This is a genomic window from Neptunicella sp. (genome assembly GCF_048268085.1).
Taxonomy (GTDB): Bacteria; Pseudomonadota; Gammaproteobacteria; order Enterobacterales; family Alteromonadaceae; genus Neptunicella.
Window position 1 is genome coordinate 1 of record NZ_JBLWWF010000004.1, and the last position, 16,352, is coordinate 16,352.

The 16,352-nt window shown below is 42.2% G+C and carries 15 protein-coding genes; 3 read left to right on the plus strand and 12 right to left on the minus strand.

Annotation, left to right across the window (positions count from 1 at the left end; translation table 11 throughout):
* Positions 1-136: 136 nt before the first annotated feature.
* Positions 137-2,311, minus strand: coding sequence for a YgiQ family radical SAM protein (locus tag ACTD55_RS03840; protein WP_438862989.1), 2,175 nt, complete (start codon positions 2,309-2,311; stop codon positions 137-139).
* Between the two features lie 256 nt (positions 2,312-2,567).
* Positions 2,568-3,467 (minus strand): LysR family transcriptional regulator, encoded by a 900-nt coding sequence (locus ACTD55_RS03845; RefSeq protein ID WP_438862990.1) that lies wholly within the window; start codon positions 3,465-3,467, stop codon positions 2,568-2,570.
* 140 nt (positions 3,468-3,607) lie between these two features.
* Between ACTD55_RS03845 and ACTD55_RS03850 the strand changes: the two genes are divergently transcribed.
* Together ACTD55_RS03850 and ACTD55_RS03855 are read left to right on the plus strand one after the other, a co-directional pair.
* Positions 3,608-4,306: a CoA transferase subunit A gene (locus ACTD55_RS03850; RefSeq protein WP_438862991.1), complete on the plus strand. Its 699-nt coding sequence runs from the start codon at positions 3,608-3,610 to the stop codon at positions 4,304-4,306.
* A 2-nt stretch (positions 4,307-4,308) separates the two neighbouring features.
* On the plus strand, positions 4,309-4,965 hold the full coding sequence (locus ACTD55_RS03855) for a 3-oxoacid CoA-transferase subunit B (protein WP_438862992.1): 657 nt from the start codon (positions 4,309-4,311) through the stop codon (positions 4,963-4,965).
* 59 nt (positions 4,966-5,024) lie between these two features.
* Here ACTD55_RS03855 and ACTD55_RS03860 read toward each other — a convergent pair whose 3' ends face one another.
* Complete coding sequence (locus tag ACTD55_RS03860; RefSeq protein WP_438862993.1) at positions 5,025-5,690, minus strand: glutathione S-transferase family protein; 666 nt, start codon at positions 5,688-5,690, stop codon at positions 5,025-5,027.
* Positions 5,691-5,813: 123 nt separating this feature from the next.
* Positions 5,814-7,865 (minus strand): methyl-accepting chemotaxis protein, encoded by a 2,052-nt coding sequence (locus ACTD55_RS03865; RefSeq protein ID WP_438862994.1) that lies wholly within the window; start codon positions 7,863-7,865, stop codon positions 5,814-5,816.
* Positions 7,866-8,141: 276 nt separating this feature from the next.
* Between ACTD55_RS03865 and fur the strand changes: the two genes are divergently transcribed.
* Positions 8,142-8,570, plus strand: a complete 429-nt coding sequence (fur, locus tag ACTD55_RS03870; RefSeq protein WP_438862995.1) for a ferric iron uptake transcriptional regulator — start codon at positions 8,142-8,144, stop codon at positions 8,568-8,570.
* A 55-nt stretch (positions 8,571-8,625) separates the two neighbouring features.
* Here fur and pyrF read toward each other — a convergent pair whose 3' ends face one another.
* The 8 genes from pyrF to serC form a co-directional block, all read right to left on the minus strand.
* Positions 8,626-9,321 carry an orotidine-5'-phosphate decarboxylase gene (gene pyrF, locus ACTD55_RS03875; protein WP_438862996.1) on the minus strand — a complete coding sequence of 232 codons (696 nt, stop codon included), beginning with the start codon at positions 9,319-9,321 and terminating at the stop codon, positions 8,626-8,628.
* Positions 9,321-10,490, minus strand: coding sequence for a lipopolysaccharide assembly protein LapB (gene lapB, locus ACTD55_RS03880; RefSeq protein WP_438862997.1), 1,170 nt, complete (start codon positions 10,488-10,490; stop codon positions 9,321-9,323). Before lapB ends, pyrF begins: the two co-directional genes overlap by 1 nt.
* A gap of 4 nt (positions 10,491-10,494) precedes the next feature.
* Positions 10,495-10,758: a LapA family protein gene (locus tag ACTD55_RS03885; protein ID WP_438862998.1), complete on the minus strand. Its 264-nt coding sequence runs from the start codon at positions 10,756-10,758 to the stop codon at positions 10,495-10,497.
* A 206-nt stretch (positions 10,759-10,964) separates the two neighbouring features.
* Positions 10,965-11,255 carry an integration host factor subunit beta gene (gene ihfB / locus ACTD55_RS03890; protein ID WP_438862999.1) on the minus strand — a complete coding sequence of 97 codons (291 nt, stop codon included), beginning with the start codon at positions 11,253-11,255 and terminating at the stop codon, positions 10,965-10,967.
* A 77-nt stretch (positions 11,256-11,332) separates the two neighbouring features.
* Positions 11,333-13,006, minus strand: coding sequence for a 30S ribosomal protein S1 (gene rpsA, locus ACTD55_RS03895; protein WP_438863000.1), 1,674 nt, complete (start codon positions 13,004-13,006; stop codon positions 11,333-11,335).
* Between the two features lie 105 nt (positions 13,007-13,111).
* Positions 13,112-13,786 (minus strand): (d)CMP kinase, encoded by a 675-nt coding sequence (gene cmk, locus ACTD55_RS03900; protein WP_438863001.1) that lies wholly within the window; start codon positions 13,784-13,786, stop codon positions 13,112-13,114.
* A gap of 125 nt (positions 13,787-13,911) precedes the next feature.
* On the minus strand, positions 13,912-15,195 hold the full coding sequence (aroA, locus tag ACTD55_RS03905) for a 3-phosphoshikimate 1-carboxyvinyltransferase (protein WP_438863002.1): 1,284 nt from the start codon (positions 15,193-15,195) through the stop codon (positions 13,912-13,914).
* Complete coding sequence (gene serC / locus ACTD55_RS03910; protein ID WP_438863003.1) at positions 15,195-16,280, minus strand: 3-phosphoserine/phosphohydroxythreonine transaminase; 1,086 nt, start codon at positions 16,278-16,280, stop codon at positions 15,195-15,197. Before serC ends, aroA begins: the two co-directional genes overlap by 1 nt.
* Positions 16,281-16,352: the final 72 nt, after the last annotated feature.

Consider the following 16,352-nt stretch of genomic DNA (forward strand, 5'->3'; position numbering starts at 1 on the left):
GGCATTAAAAGCAGTATTGAGGGCTTGTTGAAGTTGCACAAAAAAATCCGATGACCTTATGATCATCGGATTTTGATCCTCTTATGCCAAATGTCAATTTCTTAACTGATCGGCATTAAGCCAATGGCTCCTTTTTTTAGTTTTTACCCGATGATTTGTTGTTCTTCTTCCACTTAGGCTGTGGCGGTAATCCGGTATGTTTGGTTAAGGCTCGTTGCCCTTTCGCGGCTTTAGCTGGTTTAGCGTACTTTTCCTGCGCGGTCTCTGGTGGCACTAAATGCTGTGGACCTCGGCCAATCAGCTCTTCACGGCCCATTTTAACCAATGCCTGACGGATCTGCGGCCAACTCTTAGGATCATGATAACGCAGTAACGCTTTATGCAGGCGGCGGTGGATCTCCCCTTTAGCCGATGGCACTTCGTCACTGTCTTTTTTAACTTTGCGTAACGAGTCGACCCCGGAGTGGTACATAGTCGTCGCACTGGCCATTGGCGACGGATAGAAGTTTTGTACCTGATCCAGCTTAAATTTGTTTTCTTTTAACCACAGTGCCAGATTAATCATATCCTCGTCCGTGGTGCCTGGATGAGATGCAATAAAATACGGGATTAAATACTGTTCCTTGCCTGCTTCTTTGGAGTACTTATCAAAAAGTTCCTTAAATTTGTAATAACTTCCCATACCTGGCTTCATCATTTTGCTTAACGGCCCTTCTTCGGTATGTTCGGGAGCTATCTTTAAATATCCGCCCACATGATGCGTAGCCAGCTCCTTAACATAGCGGGGATCTTCTACCGCCAAATCGTAACGAACGCCGGAAGCAATTAAGATTTTTTTAATTCCTTTAAGATCACGAGCCCGACGATACAGATCAATGGTTGGCGTGTGATCCCTATCCATATGCGCACAAATCGTTGGGTAGACACATGACGGACGTTTGCAGGTTGCTTCTGCTTTAGGGCTTTTACACCGTAAACGGTACATATTGGCAGTAGGCCCGCCTAAATCAGAGATTACCCCGGTAAATCCAGGGACTTTATCGCGAATATCTTCTATTTCACGGATAATGGAATCTTCTGAACGGCTTTGAATGATTCGGCCCTCATGCTCGGTAATAGAGCAAAAAGTACAGCCACCATAGCAGCCTCGCATAATATTGACCGAAAAACGGATCATTTCATAAGCGGGTATTTTGGCTTTACCATAACTGGGATGAGGTACCCTTTGATAGGGTAAATCAAATACCTGATCCATCTCATCCGTTTCTAGAGGAAATGTAGGTGGATTTATCCAAATATGTCTATCGCCATGACGTTGCATCAATGCTCGGGCGCAACCCGGGTTGGTTTCCTGATGCAAAATACGTGAAGTATGGGCGTATAGTACTTTGTTATCTTTTACTGTCTCAAAAGCAGGTAGTTTGACATACACTTGTTCCCAAGGGCGTCGGCGATTATCTGGCTGGATCACGATAGGCTTGGCAATGTTCACCTCTGATTCAGCACTATCACTGGTTTTATCACCGGTTTCGCAAGCGCTTTCCACTTGGTAAGGACTGCTAATAGGATCAATTTTGCCGGGTTTATCCAGATGGGTAGAATCTACTCCCTGCCACTCTGGCAAAGCCTGCTTAACTATCACGGCGGTACCACGCACATCTACAATGGTATCGATTGATTCACCGTTGGCTAATCGATGGGTTACCTCTAATAGTGGCCGTTCCGCATTACCGAACATTAATAAATCGGCTTTGGAATCAAACAAAACAGAACGACGTACCTTTTCTGACCAATAATCGTAATGGGCAATGCGACGCAAACTGGCTTCAATCCCCCCAATAATGATTGGTACCCCTTTATACGCTTCACGGCAACGTTGGGAATAAACCGTCACGGCACGATCAGGACGCTTGCCACCAATATTGTCTGGTGTATAGGCATCGTCATGACGTAATTTTTTGTCAGCCGTATAACGGTTGATCATCGAATCCATATTGCCCGCGGTAACCCCGAAATACAGGTTTGGTTGACCCAGTTGCATAAAAGCATCTTTACTGTGCCAGTCGGGTTGCGCGATGATCCCAACGCGAAAGCCTTGTGCTTCGAGCGTACGCCCAATCACCGCCATTCCAAAACTGGGATGATCTACATAGGCATCACCGGTGACTAAAATAATATCGCAGCTATCCCAGCCTAAATCATCCATTTCAGCACGGCTCATGGGTAAAAATGGTGCGGTACCGTAGCACTCAGCCCAATATTTACGTTGAGAAAAAAGAGGATGTTTGGCTTTGATGGTCGCTGCTTGCATAGGAATATCGTATTACTCAAAAATGGGCGCGGATTATACCTGAACTGTGCCAGAAAAGTATGCTTAAAAATTATACCACTTTATTGGAGTAATATTTACTCAGCATGTATTTTTCATTATGTGAGCAAGGCGTAGCTTTGCAGGAATAACTACGTTGGGAAAATTTGCAGTAGCAGCATAATATCTATTCCGATCCGTTGATGATTATCCTTGACAACCCCTTACGGAATATAGGCTTATCAAGGTTGATGAGGATTTAATCGTCTCTCTTAAAAGAATATTCTTGCAGTAAATTGAATAAATATTGCGCAGGAACCGATAAAGTACCTCGACTGCGGCGGATCATCCCTACCCGTTTGGTATTTTCCTGTCCTGCCAGAGGGACACAAACGAGCCCTTTAATTTGCATTTGCTGCCGACACAATGCCGGTATAACCGATAATCCTAAACCACTATTAACCAGCTGACCTACCGTAGCGAGTTGACTGGCCTCTGCCACGATATTAACGCTGGTCCTGGCGTTTAATAATGCGCTATCACACCAACTACGGATGCTGGAATCACGGTTCATCGCCACAAAATTTTGTTGATCCAGTGTCGGCCAATCAATCAAGCGATGAGACGACAAGGGATGCTGTTTATTCATTACGACAACAAAGTTGTCATTAAATAATGAAATAAAATCCACCCCATCCATTTTTTCTGCCTCAAAAATAATGCCCAGTTCGGCTCTATCTTCTCGCACGGCTTCTATTACCCGTTCCATTACCACATCCATGACAGCAATATTTATATTGGCATTGGCTTGGTGAAATTGAATCAATATATCTGGCAAAAAACTGTTGGCAAAAGACGGCATACTGGCAATCGTTAGTTTACCGCGTTGCATTGAAAACAAATTATGCAAATCATCGAAAGCGACGTCCCAATCATTTAGCAAGCGCTTGGCTATGGGTAAAAAGGTTTTGCCTTCGGGGGTTAGTTCTACCATACGGGTTGAACGGGATAACAGTTTTCCACCGATAGTTTCTTCAAATTTCTTTATTGCAATCGACAAGGCCGGTTGGGATAAATGTAATCTTGAAGCCGCGTCAGCAAAAGAGCGACTATTAGCCAGTTCAACAAAAATACACAATTGGCGATGACTAATATTCATTTAACCTCATTTATTGAAATATCCCATATATTAATAATATTTATTATTAACTAAATTATATTAATTTTACAAATGTTAATAACTCTTTAATACTGAATGCAAAGCACATTAATAATGTAGTTATTGGGGAGAAATAAGTAATGGCAGGATTTGATAAAGTCGTCAGCAGTTATGCGCAAGCAATGGCTGGGTTGACCGACAATATGACCATAATTGCCGGGGGATTTGGTCTGTGCGGTATTCCCGAAGGCCTAATTAGCCAAATTAAAACCATGGGCACCAAAGGCTTAACTGTGGTATCGAACAATTGCGGTGTGGATGGGTTTGGCTTGGGATTATTGCTGGAAGACAAACAAATTAAGAAAATGGTTTCTTCCTATGTAGGTGAAAATGCCTTATTTGAGCAGCAATTACTTAATGGTGAACTTGAAGTAGAACTGACCCCACAAGGCACTCTTGCAGAAAAAATGCGAGCCGGAGGGGCTGGTATTCCAGCATTTTATACTGCCACTGGTTATGGCACGCCAGTAGGTGAAGGTAAAGAGGTGCGCGAGTTTAATGGGCGTCCATATATTATGGAACAAAGCATCACCGGTGATTTTGCCATTGTAAAAGCTTGGAAGGCAGATCGTTATGGAAACTGTATTTATCGCCATACCGCACAAAACTTTAATCCGATGGCGGCAACGGCAGGTAAAATAACCGTTGTGGAAGTTGAGGAAATCGTTGAGCCGGGTGAGTTGGACCCAAGTCAAATTCATACACCCGGCATTTATGTTGATCGCGTTATTCAAGGGCAATTTGAAAAGCGTATCGAACGCAAAGTAACAAGGAGCTAAGCATGGCACTTACCAGAGAACAAATTGCCATGCGAGTGGCAAATGAATTTAAAGATGGGGATTACGTTAACTTAGGCATTGGCATCCCCACCCTTGCCGCTAATTATGTACCGGATGATATTTCAGTCATGCTGCAGTCAGAAAATGGATTATTAGGTATGGGACGTTATCCCACCGAAGATCAAGTTGATGCAGATATGATTAATGCTGGCAAAGAAACCGTTACTGCGGCTACAGGAGCCTCAATTTTTAATTCTGCCGACAGCTTCGCCATGATCCGCGGAGGGCATGTTGATTTTACCGTATTAGGCGCTTTTGAAGTCGATGTAAAAGGTAATATTGCGTCCTGGATGATCCCCGGTAAGTTAATTAAAGGCATGGGGGGCGCCATGGATTTAGTTGCAGGAGCCAAAAATATTATCGTGACCATGATGCACGCGGATAAACATGGTAACTCTAAATTATTGGAAGCCTGTACCCTGCCTTTAACGGGGGTAAATTGTATTACTAGCATTATTACTGATTTAGCTGTACTAGAAGTACGCGATAGTGCTTTTTATCTAAAAGAACGGGCGCCTGGCGTCAGTGTGGATGAAATACGTCAAAAAACAGCAGGTAAACTGGTTGTGGAAGGTGACATTCCGGAGATGCAGCTGTAGTTGTCGGTCAATTGTTGTAACTGGCAGTCTTAACTGCCAGTTACAGATTGAGTAAAAGGTTACGCGTAATCGTACTGCCCGCCTTTACTTAACCCTTGTTGATAGGCTGGACGTGAATGAATTCGCTGCACATAGGCTTGAATGTTGGGGCAATGATCTACTAGCCCTCTGGCACATAACGCTTCTAATTGAAAGCTCATCTGAAAATCAGCTGCACTAATGTTATCCCCCGCAAACCAAGCATTTAGCGCCAAGTGCTTTTCGACATATTTAATACTTGCATCCAGATTAGGTCCAAAATAGGCCGCCATTATTTTATCCAACAGTTTGTTGGCAATCATTTTGACAAAAAATGGTTTTGCTTGCGCTCTGGCTTTGCCAAATATCATTTTAACTAGCATAGGCGGCATTAGTGAACCTTCGGCAAAATGCATCCAAAAACTATATTGACGCCACTGTTCAGTATTTATCGATGGAATATATTGGTTCGGCGCGTAGGTATTAACTAAATACTCGATAATCGCTCCTGATTCGGCTACCACAATCTCGCCGTCGGTAATAACCGGTGAACGACCTAGCGGATGAATTTGTTTAAGCTCATCCGGGGCTAAACTGGTTTTAGGGTTACGTTGATAGTGTTTGATTTCATATTCAACGCCAAGCTCCTCCAGTAACCAAAGAATACGTTGTGAGCGAGAATTATTAAGGTGGTGGAGTTGGATCATAAAGTTTCCTGAATTATTTTAACCATGGATAACGGATTGATGTGCTCTTTTATCCCAGATTAAAGGAATGGAATAACAATGCTGCGGAGAATGTAGCAAAAATACGCTCAAGAGTCGTTATGACTAAACACTAAACTTGTTAATTGCATTACGCAACCGCTCAACTAATGCATCCAAATTATTGGTTGCATTGCTGGCCTGTTCAGTAATTTGTGCACTTTGTTGCGCCAACTCCACCATCCGCTCCAGATTAGCTGTGATATCGCCTAATAGCCTATCTTGTTCAGTGGTATCCGTGACGACAACTTGGTTGGTTTGTTGTACTTCATTTACCGCCTGTAATATTTGTTGCACAGCACTATCTACCGTTTCAGTTACTTCAACGGTGTCATTTGCCTGCCGTTTACCCATTTCGATCGCTTCAACCGCCCGCTCGGCATCAACTTGCAAACGACTGATCATATTCTCTATTTCAGAGGTAGATTGCTGGGTACGGGTAGCAAGAGTCCTGACTTCATCGGCGACAACCGCAAAGCCTCTTCCTTGCTCTCCTGCCCTGGCCGCTTCAATCGCTGCATTTAACGCCAATAAATTAGTTTGTTCCGCAATGTTTTTGATGACATCTAAAATGGAACTAATCCCGTCGCTATTTTTATGTAAACGATGGATTATATCGGCCGATTGTCCAGCCTGTTCTGCCTGCATCATGGTTTGTTGACGGTTATGAGCGACCAGTTGGTTGACTTTTTCGGCTTGTACATTGGCCTGTTCAATACTTTGCATGCCCTGATTAATTTGCGTCAAGATGGTATTAGAGCTATTTCTCACATGATGTGTTGTTTGCGATGTTTGATTAATCTGTGCTTGCTGTTGCTCAACCCGATCGAGAGTTTCTTTGCCTAGCCCAACACTGGCTGCAATAGCACTCTCTAACTGATCAGCCTGAAGGGATATTTCCGTTATCATATCGTGAATATTTTGTGTTAAATGATTCACGTTACTGGCTAAAGATGAAAACTCATCATTACCACTTGCATCTGCCTGATGGGTTAAATCGCCTTGGCTAATGGTAGCTAAACTTTGGCTAATTTTATCTAAAGGCCGATAAATACTGCGCGATACAATCAGGCCGATAATAATCACTAAAAATAATGCAACGATAGTAATTGCCGCACTTCGCCATATATTACTTTGCACTACGTCGAGTATGTCATTCTGTCCGGTCAACGTACTATCATTGATCAAGCTAAATAAATGAGAGAAATGCTGTTCTGCTTGGGCGAGGCTATCTTCAGCTTGTGTGGCGTTTTGTTTAACTTCATTTTTGATAGATAGCTTGTGCTTTTGTAAGGCAATAAGCCCCTGCTGTCCGGTTAATAGCGCTAATGCTTTATTTTTCTGCTGATGATAAGCGTCAACTAGTCCGTCTGTTTTCACCCCGGTAGAGATACGGTCGATAAACTCGGTATTGGTGGATAAATCCCCTAAGGTAAAATTGATTGTATCTTCAATCGCGTCACTTTTTTGTTTGTCATCCGTACTTATATAATCTTTACTGGCATTAACCAGCGCGACTAGAATGTAATCCAGCTTAGTGCCAACCCCAACCACCTCAGCTAACGCCGTATTCCCCTCTGCCCCGTCAAGATAAGACATATCTAATAGGTTAGCTCCAGCATCCTCGGCCGCAAAACGAAACTCTGTAAACTGGTTTTCGATTTGCTTGCTAAGTTTGAATACATCATTGCGTTTTTGATACATGGACCGAATTAACCCGATGTATTCGAGGGTGGCGGATTTTCCCTGTGCAAACAGGTTGCTCTCTTTTTCTGAGCCTAATAATACGGCAAGCGATTTCCATTTATTATCCAGTTCACCAACTAACTGGTTAAAGTCGGACTCACTGCTAGTTAGCGTTTCAGCATCACCAACATAATAACCGCGCAAGGATACCTTTGATATGGATAAAACCTGCGCTTGAAGCATCATCATTTGAGATTGTACTGGCATTTTTTGCTCAACAACCAGTTGAGCCGATTGACGAATATTGTCCAGTCCAAGATAGGATGAAACATTTGTGATTAATAATAATAAACCGAATAATACGAAGCCTGAAATGATCTTACCTACTACCGTAATCCGCATACTCGTTACCTGTCTGATTATTTGCAGCATTGTTTTTATTCTTATCGCGTTGATAATGCTTTAGGTTAGTTGTTGTTAAATAAGCATTAAGTAAATGTTAAGTCAATATCCATGCTTAATTCTATGTCTTGTATCATGCGCTTTTGTACTAGGGCTTAAAAAGACTAATAGAATTTGCGCGATAGAACAGCCAACTGAGGGAACTATTTAAGATGAGTAGTTCAGGTTAATTTACAAATGTTGCTATGAACTTCGTCCTCAACTTGCTTATAATAGATAACATTAAAGGCAATAAAAGTGGATGTAATGGATCAAAATCAAGAATTAAAAAAAGCCGGACTAAAAGTAACCCTGCCAAGACTGAAGATACTCGAAATTCTTAAAGATCCTGATAATCAACATATTAGTGCTGAGGATGTCTATAAAATTTTGTTGGAACATGGTGATGAAATTGGTTTAGCTACCGTTTATCGGGTATTAAATCAGTTTGATGATGCCGGGATATTGAATCGTCACCATTTTGAAGGTGGAAAGTCAGTATTCGAAATTGGCCATAAAAAACACCATGACCATTTAGTATGTTTAAAATGTGGCAAAGTGATCGAATTTGAAGACCCTATTATTGAAAAACGGCAAGACGAAGTCGCCGCTGAAAATAATATCACCCTGACCCACCACAGTTTGTATTTATACGGTGTATGTAAAGTCAATTGTGATATAGACGAATTTGAATAAATTATAATAGCTCAAATAAAAAGCCGACTTAATTGTCGGCTTTTTGCTTTTAGGATTAAATCAAAGATTGATTAATATCTATTAATGCCTGTAATGGATCCTGAGCTTGTGTAATAGGTCTGCCTATCACCATATAGTCCACACCAGCTTTAAGGGCTTCAGGAGGCGTCATAATGCGTTGTTGATCATTTGCTGCCGAGCCTACCGGTCTTATTCCAGGGGTGACCAGCTCAAATTTATCACCTAAGTTGCTTTTGAGTATTTCGGCCTCGTGGGCAGAGCACACCACACCATCCAGTCCGCTACTTTTGGCTAAGGTCGCTAAACGTAATACTTGTTGTGCCGGTGTGATATCTAAGCCAATTTCAGCCAAATCTTGTTGCGTCATACTTGTTAAAACAGTAACTGCAATAAGCTTGGGCCGCGTTTGACCATAGTCTTGTAGAGCCTGTTGTGTGGTTTCCATCATCTTACGTCCACCACTGGCATGCACATTCACCATCCACACGCCTAAATCTGCTGCGGCAATACACGCTTTTGCCACGGTATTAGGGATATCATGAAATTTTAAATCTAAAAATACGTCAAAGTCCTGTTTAATTAAGTTTGAGACAAAATCAGGACCAAAATGGGTAAACATTTCTTTGCCGACTTTAAGACGACACAGCGACGGGTCCACTTTACTAACAAACTCAAGTGCTTTTTGTTGCTGATTAAAATCCAGTGCCACGATTACTTTTTTACTCATCATTATTCTCCATCCAAACCTTTGATAGGTTTAACTACTCCCCACTTTTTGCATGACGGACATAACCAATGGACACTACGTCCAGAAAAACCGCAACTCACACAACGAAATTTAGGTCGGCGAGCAATCTGTTCTTCAACCAGTTCCTGCAACATCTTTAAACTGGTTATGCTGCCATCCTGAGAACTGGATTGCATATACAAATTAAGCAGCTCTTTAAAGCCTTTCATGGTTGGACTTTTGCGCAATTGTTGAAATAGAAAGTCAGCCGCATCTTTATCGGATAGTTGGCGCGCCATTAAACGGCTTTTGGCTAAATAGGCAGTCGCACATTGTTGCCAATACTGTTCCAATACCTCTTCAAATTTTTGCCAGTTGCCAGTTGCTTCAGCAACCTTTTCTAACAATGGCACGGCTTCACTTAACCAGATAATGTCACGCTTAGGGACTTCAATAAGGTATTCAAATGCTTGTTCAAAGTTACCTTGTTCAATACAAGTTGAACCAAGCATTAACCATGGTCTAACCGCGTGTTCATCAGATAAAATCGCTTTTTGTAATAATTTTTCAACCAGTCCAGGCTGATTATTATTTAATTCAATATTAGCCTGTTCACAGTAAAAATGGGCAACACGTTGACATAACTCTTCACTATCACCATGGCATTCAACCATTTTTTCAGCTAGTTCAATCGCTCTATCCCATTCTTTGGTGGTTTGATAAATATTGAATAATTGCTGCTGGGCTTCGAGATAAAACTTATCACTATCAAGGAGTTGTAAAAACGCGTTTTCGGCGCGTTCCAGGAAGCCGGATAAAATATAATCACGTCCAAGTTCTTTGAGCGCCAACGCTTTTTGTTCGGCTCCGAGTTCTTCGCGGGAAACCAAATTTTGATGAATCCGAATCGCCCTGTCCAATTCGCCACGATGACGGAAAAAGTTGCCCATCGCGATATGGGTCTCTACCGTACCGGTATTGACATCAATCATTTTGATTAATATATCGACGGCTTTATCAGGTTGATCTGATAATAGAAAATTTAAGCCTTTATAATAATGGCGTGACAGAATGCGAGATTGTCTGCGTTGAGCCTGACGGACACTATTGCGTCCCATCACCCAACCATACCCGGCTGCAACCGGTAAAAGTAAAAACAACAACTCAAGCATGTATTCAGGCCTGATTTTGTTTATTTAAATGAGCTAATTTTTTTTGCAAGCGAGTTAATTTCCATTTAAGGCGCAGAATATAGCCCATGCAGAGTATAAAACAGATCGCAATACCGATAAAAATTGATACGGCAATGACGGTGGATAAATGTAACTGACTGGCTGCAATCAAATAATTAACATTAACCAATTGTTCATTTTGAGCGCCGATAGCGATGGCTAGTAGTAAAACCACGATAATAATCAGGGCGGTAATCAGTGTTTTCAATTTCACCTCATTTTTTAGGGCTGTATACCTTTCAAATTCGCCATATGCTGGCAGCTATTTTTAATCTTACAAAGCAGACAATGCACAACGTATAATTATCTTTAAGCATTTAAATAACGCTTTGAAAAGAAATAATCCCAGTCCTATGGATATAAAAAAACGGCATCCAATTAGAATGCCGTTTATATTAAACCATTTTTTAGCGATCAATGAGTTAGATTTTCATTTACCCGTTCGCGTAATTCTTTTCCGGGTTTAAAGTGAGGTACATATTTACCATCCAACTTGACGGTTTCACCAGTTTTAGGATTACGACCGACTCTAGGAGCTCTAAAATGCAGAGAAAAACTGCCAAAGCCTCTAATTTCAATACGTTCACCTTTTTGTAAGGTCTGAGCCATTTGCTCAAGCATTTCCTTAACCGCTCCCTCCACATCCTTAGCAGGAAGTTGGTGAGCTTTACTCGCTAATCGTTCAATCAACTCGGATTTGGTCATATCTACCTCAGCGGTTCAATCTATAAAAATCAGTATAGGTTATCCTATAATAATTGGGAGCTATGCTCCCAATCTGATTACTCTTCGCCTTTGGCTGCCTTGAAAGCTTCAGCAAACGCGTTGGCAAAACCAACTTCTTCTTGCTGGTTAACTTTCTCAATCGCATCTTTATCATCAGCTTGATCTTTTGCCTTAACAGACAAATTGATTACGCGATTCTTGCGATCAACACCAACGTATTTGGCTTCGATTTCTTCACCTTCTTTAACCACGGTTGAAGCATCTTCAACACGGTCACGAGAAAGGTCGGCAACTCGAACATAACCTTCAACTTCTTCAGCCAGAAGTACAGTTACACCTTTAGCATCAACAGCGGTAACTTTACCAGTAACGATAGCACCTTTCTTGTTATCTGTCAGATACTTATTAAACGGATCTTCGTCGATTTGTTTAACACCAAGAGAGATACGCTCACGCTCTGGATCAACTTGAAGAACGATAGCTTCAATTTCATCACCTTTTTTGTATTCACGTACTGCATCATCACCAGTTTTGTTCCAGGAAATGTCAGATAAGTGAACCAGACCATCAATACCGCCATCAAGACCGATGAAGATACCGAAATCAGTGATTGATTTGATCTTACCAGTAACTTTATCACCCTTGTTATGAGTGGTTGAGAACTCTTCCCAAGGATTCATTTTGCACTGTTTCAAGCCTAGTGAAATACGACGACGTTCTTCATCGATCTCAAGTACCATAACTTCAACGGAATCGCCCAAGTTAACCACTTTAGAAGGATGAATGTTTTTGTTAGTCCAATCCATTTCTGAAACGTGAACCAAACCTTCAACACCGTCTTCGATTTCAACAAAACAACCGTAATCTGTAAGGTTAGTTACCTGACCAGTTATTTTTGCACCTTCTGGGTAACGTGCCGCAATTTCTTGCCATGGATCACTACCCATTTGCTTCATGCCTAGAGAAACACGTTGCTTATCTTTATCGAATTTAAGGATCTTAACGTTGATTTCATCACCAACACTAACAACTTCAGCTGGATTCTTAACACGTTTCCACGCCATGTCAGTAATGTGTAACAGACCGTCAACACCACCTAAGTCAACGAATGCACCGTAGTCAGTTAGGTTCTTAACGATACCTTTAACTTCCATACCTTCGTCAAGGTTAGCCAACAATTCATCACGCTCTGCGCTGCTTTCAGCTTCGATAACTGCGCGACGAGAAACAACGACGTTGTTACGTTTGGCATCTAACTTAATAACTTTGAATTCCAGTTCTTTGCCTTCCAAATGCGTTGTATCACGCACTGGACGAACATCAACCAAAGAACCTGGTAGGAATGCGCGTACTGCATTCACTTCTACAGTAAAGCCGCCTTTAACTTTACCGTTAATAATTCCGATAATAGTGGATTTTTCTTCGTAAGCTTTTTCAAGCTCAACCCACGCTTCGTGACGTTTCGCTTTTTCACGAGATAGGATAGTTTCACCGAAGCCATCTTCTACTGCGTCCAGCGCTACATCAATAATATCACCAACAGCGATTTCAAGTTCGCCATCAGCGTTTTTGAACTGCTCAGTGGGGATTGCACTTTCAGATTTTAATCCCGCGTCCACTAATACGATATCTTTATCGATACCAACAACAGTACCTTTAACAATGGCACCTGGACGGGTTTCAAGTTCTTTTAAACTTTCTTCAAATAGTTGAGCAAAATTTTCAGTCATGATTGATTGGTTTCATCTTTTTTGACATCCACAATGCAATCCAGCGAATGTGGGGTTGTTCTAATAAGCCTGTTTCATCCTGAAACAAGCAGGTTTCCTACGTTACTACGGTTTTTCTTTAATAAATTCCACAACGGAATCAAGCACTTGCTCGATACTCATTGATGTAGAATCGAGAACAAGTGCATCATCAGCAGGAACTAAAGGTGCAATAGCACGATTAGTATCTCGCTCATCTCTTGCTTTTATATCCAGCAAAAGGTTGTCAATACTAACATTGCGCCCCGCAGCTTTCAACTGATTGAAGCGACGCGCCGCTCTCTCTTCGGCACTGGCGGTTAAGAATATTTTCGCTTTAGCATTCGGAAAAACCACCGTTCCCATATCGCGCCCATCAGCAACTAAGCCGGGCATTTCCCGAAATGCCCTTTGGCGCCTCAGCAGTGCCTCACGAACAGTTGGTATAGAGGCCACTTTGGAAGCCAATGCACCCACTTCTTCAGTACGGATCAATTCGCTCACGTCTTCGCCTTCGAGAATAACTTTGCAGCCATGATTGTGACTGACAAAATTAACATCCAAGCCCGACGCTAATGGCACTAAACCCTGCTCATCATCAGCTTCAATCTGGTGATGGATAGCAGCTATTGCCAATACTCGATATAACGCACCACTATCAAGAAATTGCCACCCTAAATGCTTCGCTAACAACGCACTTACCGTACCTTTGCCAGCACCGCTTGGTCCATCTATTGTAATAACAGGGACAGTTTCTAACATAGAATAGAGACTCCGTTATTCTACTACTTAGTTCAAAATTCGCGCGGTATTATACGCACAAACCAGCAGATAGCAATCTAGCCTTATGTGTGCATAACCCGCCGTTTCAATCTGCAGAATAATAATTATTTAATACTGATTGATGACAAGCGTTGGAAATAATCAGGGAATGTCTTGGCGGTACAACCCGGATCGTTAATAATCACTGCAGTTTCGCTTAGCGCTACTAAGGAGAAGCACATAGCCATACGATGATCATCATAGGTATCAATCGCGGCCAGTTGCAGATTATCGGTTGGGGTAATTTCAATGTAATCTTCACCTTCTACCACTGTTGCCCCGACTTTACGTAATTCAGTCGCCATCGCAGCCAAACGATCGGTTTCTTTTAAACGCCACGTATAAATATTCGATATTCTGGTTGTTCCTTTTGCAAATAACGCCGTCGTCGCTATGGTCATTGCCGCATCAGGAATATGATTCATATCCAAATCAACACCATGTAAAGGTCGTCCCTCGACTTCGATATAATCATCTCCCCAGTTGATACACGCGCCCATTTTTTCTAATACGTCAGCAAAACGAATATCACCTTGTATACTGTTTTTACCAACCCCAGTGACCTTAACCTTTCCACCTTTAATCGCCCCTGCCGCTAAAAAATAAGAGGCAGAGGATGCGTCGCCTTCCACTAAAAATGCGCCTGGAGACTGATATGCTTGCCCTGCTTTGACCACAAAGCGTTGATACTGATGATTTTCAACTTCAACCCCAAACTGCTGCATAATATGGAGGGTAATATCAATATAAGGTTTGGAAACAAGTTCGCCCTGAATTTGAATTTCGCAGTCGGTTTTAAATAAGGGAGCGGCCATTAATAACGCGGTTAAAAATTGGCTGGATAGCGTTCCGTCTACCTTAATGACTCCACCTTGTAATGCCTGTCCAGTAATTTTTAGTGGTACAAACCCTTCATTTTTAAGATATTCAATTTTTCCGCCTGCTGTTTTCAGAGCTTCAATCAAAGGCTGAATAGGACGTTCTTCCATTCGTGGCTCCCCCAAAATGGTAAACTCGCCTTGCGATACCGCTAAAGCAGCACATAAAGGCCTTACCGCGGTTCCGGCATTACCCAGAAATAACTCTAATGGCTCAGCAGCCTTGAATGCCCCCGCGTTGCCTTGCAACCAACACTGGGTTTTATCTTCGGACAAACGATATTGAATTCCTAACTGGCTCAATGCATTTAACATGTGCCGAATATCATCACTGTCCAGCAGGTTAGTGAGATGAGTCTCGCCCTTTGATAACGCGGCTAACAGTAATGCGCGATTTGACAAACTTTTGGAACCTGGAACATTAACAGTGCCGCTAACTTGGCTTATAGGTTCTAATTTTAATGATTCCATTATCCCATTCTCCTGCTGAAATCTTGCATAAAATCGGTAAGTGCGACCACCCCTTCAATAGGCATCGCATTGTAGATACTGGCACGCATTCCACCCACAGAACGATGCCCTTTTAACGCTAATAATCCCGCCTGTTGTGCCTGAGTTAAAAACTCTTGATCTAAGGTTGAATCAGCTAATTGAAACGGAATATTCATTTTGGATCGAAACGATTCAGCTACCGTATTACGGTAAAAGTCGTTTTGGTCTATTGTCTGGTAAAGTAATTGCGTTTTTTGTGCGTTTAACTCGGCCATTTTGGCCACCCCACCCTGACGTTTTAACCATTGGAATACCAAGCCAGCCAAATACCAGGCAAAAGTAGGTGGAGTATTAAACATGGAATCATTTTGAGCCTGCAGGGCATAATGTAAAATCGAAGGCGTTTCGGTACGCGCTCTGTCGAGTAAATCTTCTCGAACAATAACGACCGACAAGCCTGATGGTCCAATGTTTTTCTGGGCGCCCGCATAAATCAATCCAAAGCGGCTCACATCAATTTGACGAGATAATATATTCGACGACATATCGGCGACTAATGGAACATTCCCTACTGCTGGAACATCATTAATTTCAAGACCGTCCACGGTTTCATTTGAACAGTAATGGAAAAAGGCAGCATTCGGATTTAGCGACCATGTTGATGGCGCTGGCATCCCCATTTTACCGTTCTCAATCTGTGGTTTTGCAACAATGGAAGTTCGCAGATACTTAGTCGCTTCTTGCAACGCAGAGCTTGACCATGAGCCACTTAATAAGTAATCAGCTGACTGCTCGGGGTGGGATAGATTCATTGGCACCGCAGAAAACTGTCCTCGTCCCCCACCGTGACAAAACAACACCTGATAATTGTCCGGTATGGCTAATAAGTCACGTAAATCCTGTTCCGCTTGCTTGGCTAAGCTGATAAACGCACTGCTGCGGTGACTGATTTCCATCACCGAACAGCCCTGCTCTTGCCAATTCAGCATTTCTTGCTGTGCTTGCTGCATAACTTCAGCCGGCAACATGGCCGGACCCGCGCAAAAGTTAAATGTTGAACTCAACTGAACCCCGTTATTCATAATTTAAAATTCATTCGACAAAATTAAAAACGAGCGGTAAAAACCGCCCGTTTG

Bases quoted from the DNA above. Each gene is read 5' to 3' on its own strand.
- aroA (WP_438863002.1), bottom strand. From the start codon at position 15,195: ATGGAATCATTAAAATTAGAACCTATAAGCCAAGTTAGCGGCACTGTT.
- ACTD55_RS03840 (WP_438862989.1), bottom strand. From the start codon at position 2,311: ATGCAAGCAGCGACCATCAAAGCCAAACATCCTCTTTTTTCTCAACGT.
- fur (WP_438862995.1), top strand. From the start codon at position 8,142: ATGGATCAAAATCAAGAATTAAAAAAAGCCGGACTAAAAGTAACCCTG.
- ACTD55_RS03855 (WP_438862992.1), top strand. From the start codon at position 4,309: ATGGCACTTACCAGAGAACAAATTGCCATGCGAGTGGCAAATGAATTT.
- ACTD55_RS03850 (WP_438862991.1), top strand. From the start codon at position 3,608: ATGGCAGGATTTGATAAAGTCGTCAGCAGTTATGCGCAAGCAATGGCT.
- ACTD55_RS03865 (WP_438862994.1), bottom strand. From the start codon at position 7,865: ATGCTGCAAATAATCAGACAGGTAACGAGTATGCGGATTACGGTAGTA.
- ACTD55_RS03860 (WP_438862993.1), bottom strand. From the start codon at position 5,690: ATGATCCAACTCCACCACCTTAATAATTCTCGCTCACAACGTATTCTT.
- rpsA (WP_438863000.1), bottom strand. From the start codon at position 13,006: ATGACTGAAAATTTTGCTCAACTATTTGAAGAAAGTTTAAAAGAACTT.
- lapB (WP_438862997.1), bottom strand. From the start codon at position 10,490: ATGCTTGAGTTGTTGTTTTTACTTTTACCGGTTGCAGCCGGGTATGGT.
- ACTD55_RS03845 (WP_438862990.1), bottom strand. From the start codon at position 3,467: ATGAATATTAGTCATCGCCAATTGTGTATTTTTGTTGAACTGGCTAAT.
- pyrF (WP_438862996.1), bottom strand. From the start codon at position 9,321: ATGATGAGTAAAAAAGTAATCGTGGCACTGGATTTTAATCAGCAACAA.
- cmk (WP_438863001.1), bottom strand. From the start codon at position 13,786: ATGTTAGAAACTGTCCCTGTTATTACAATAGATGGACCAAGCGGTGCT.
- ihfB (WP_438862999.1), bottom strand. From the start codon at position 11,255: ATGACCAAATCCGAGTTGATTGAACGATTAGCGAGTAAAGCTCACCAA.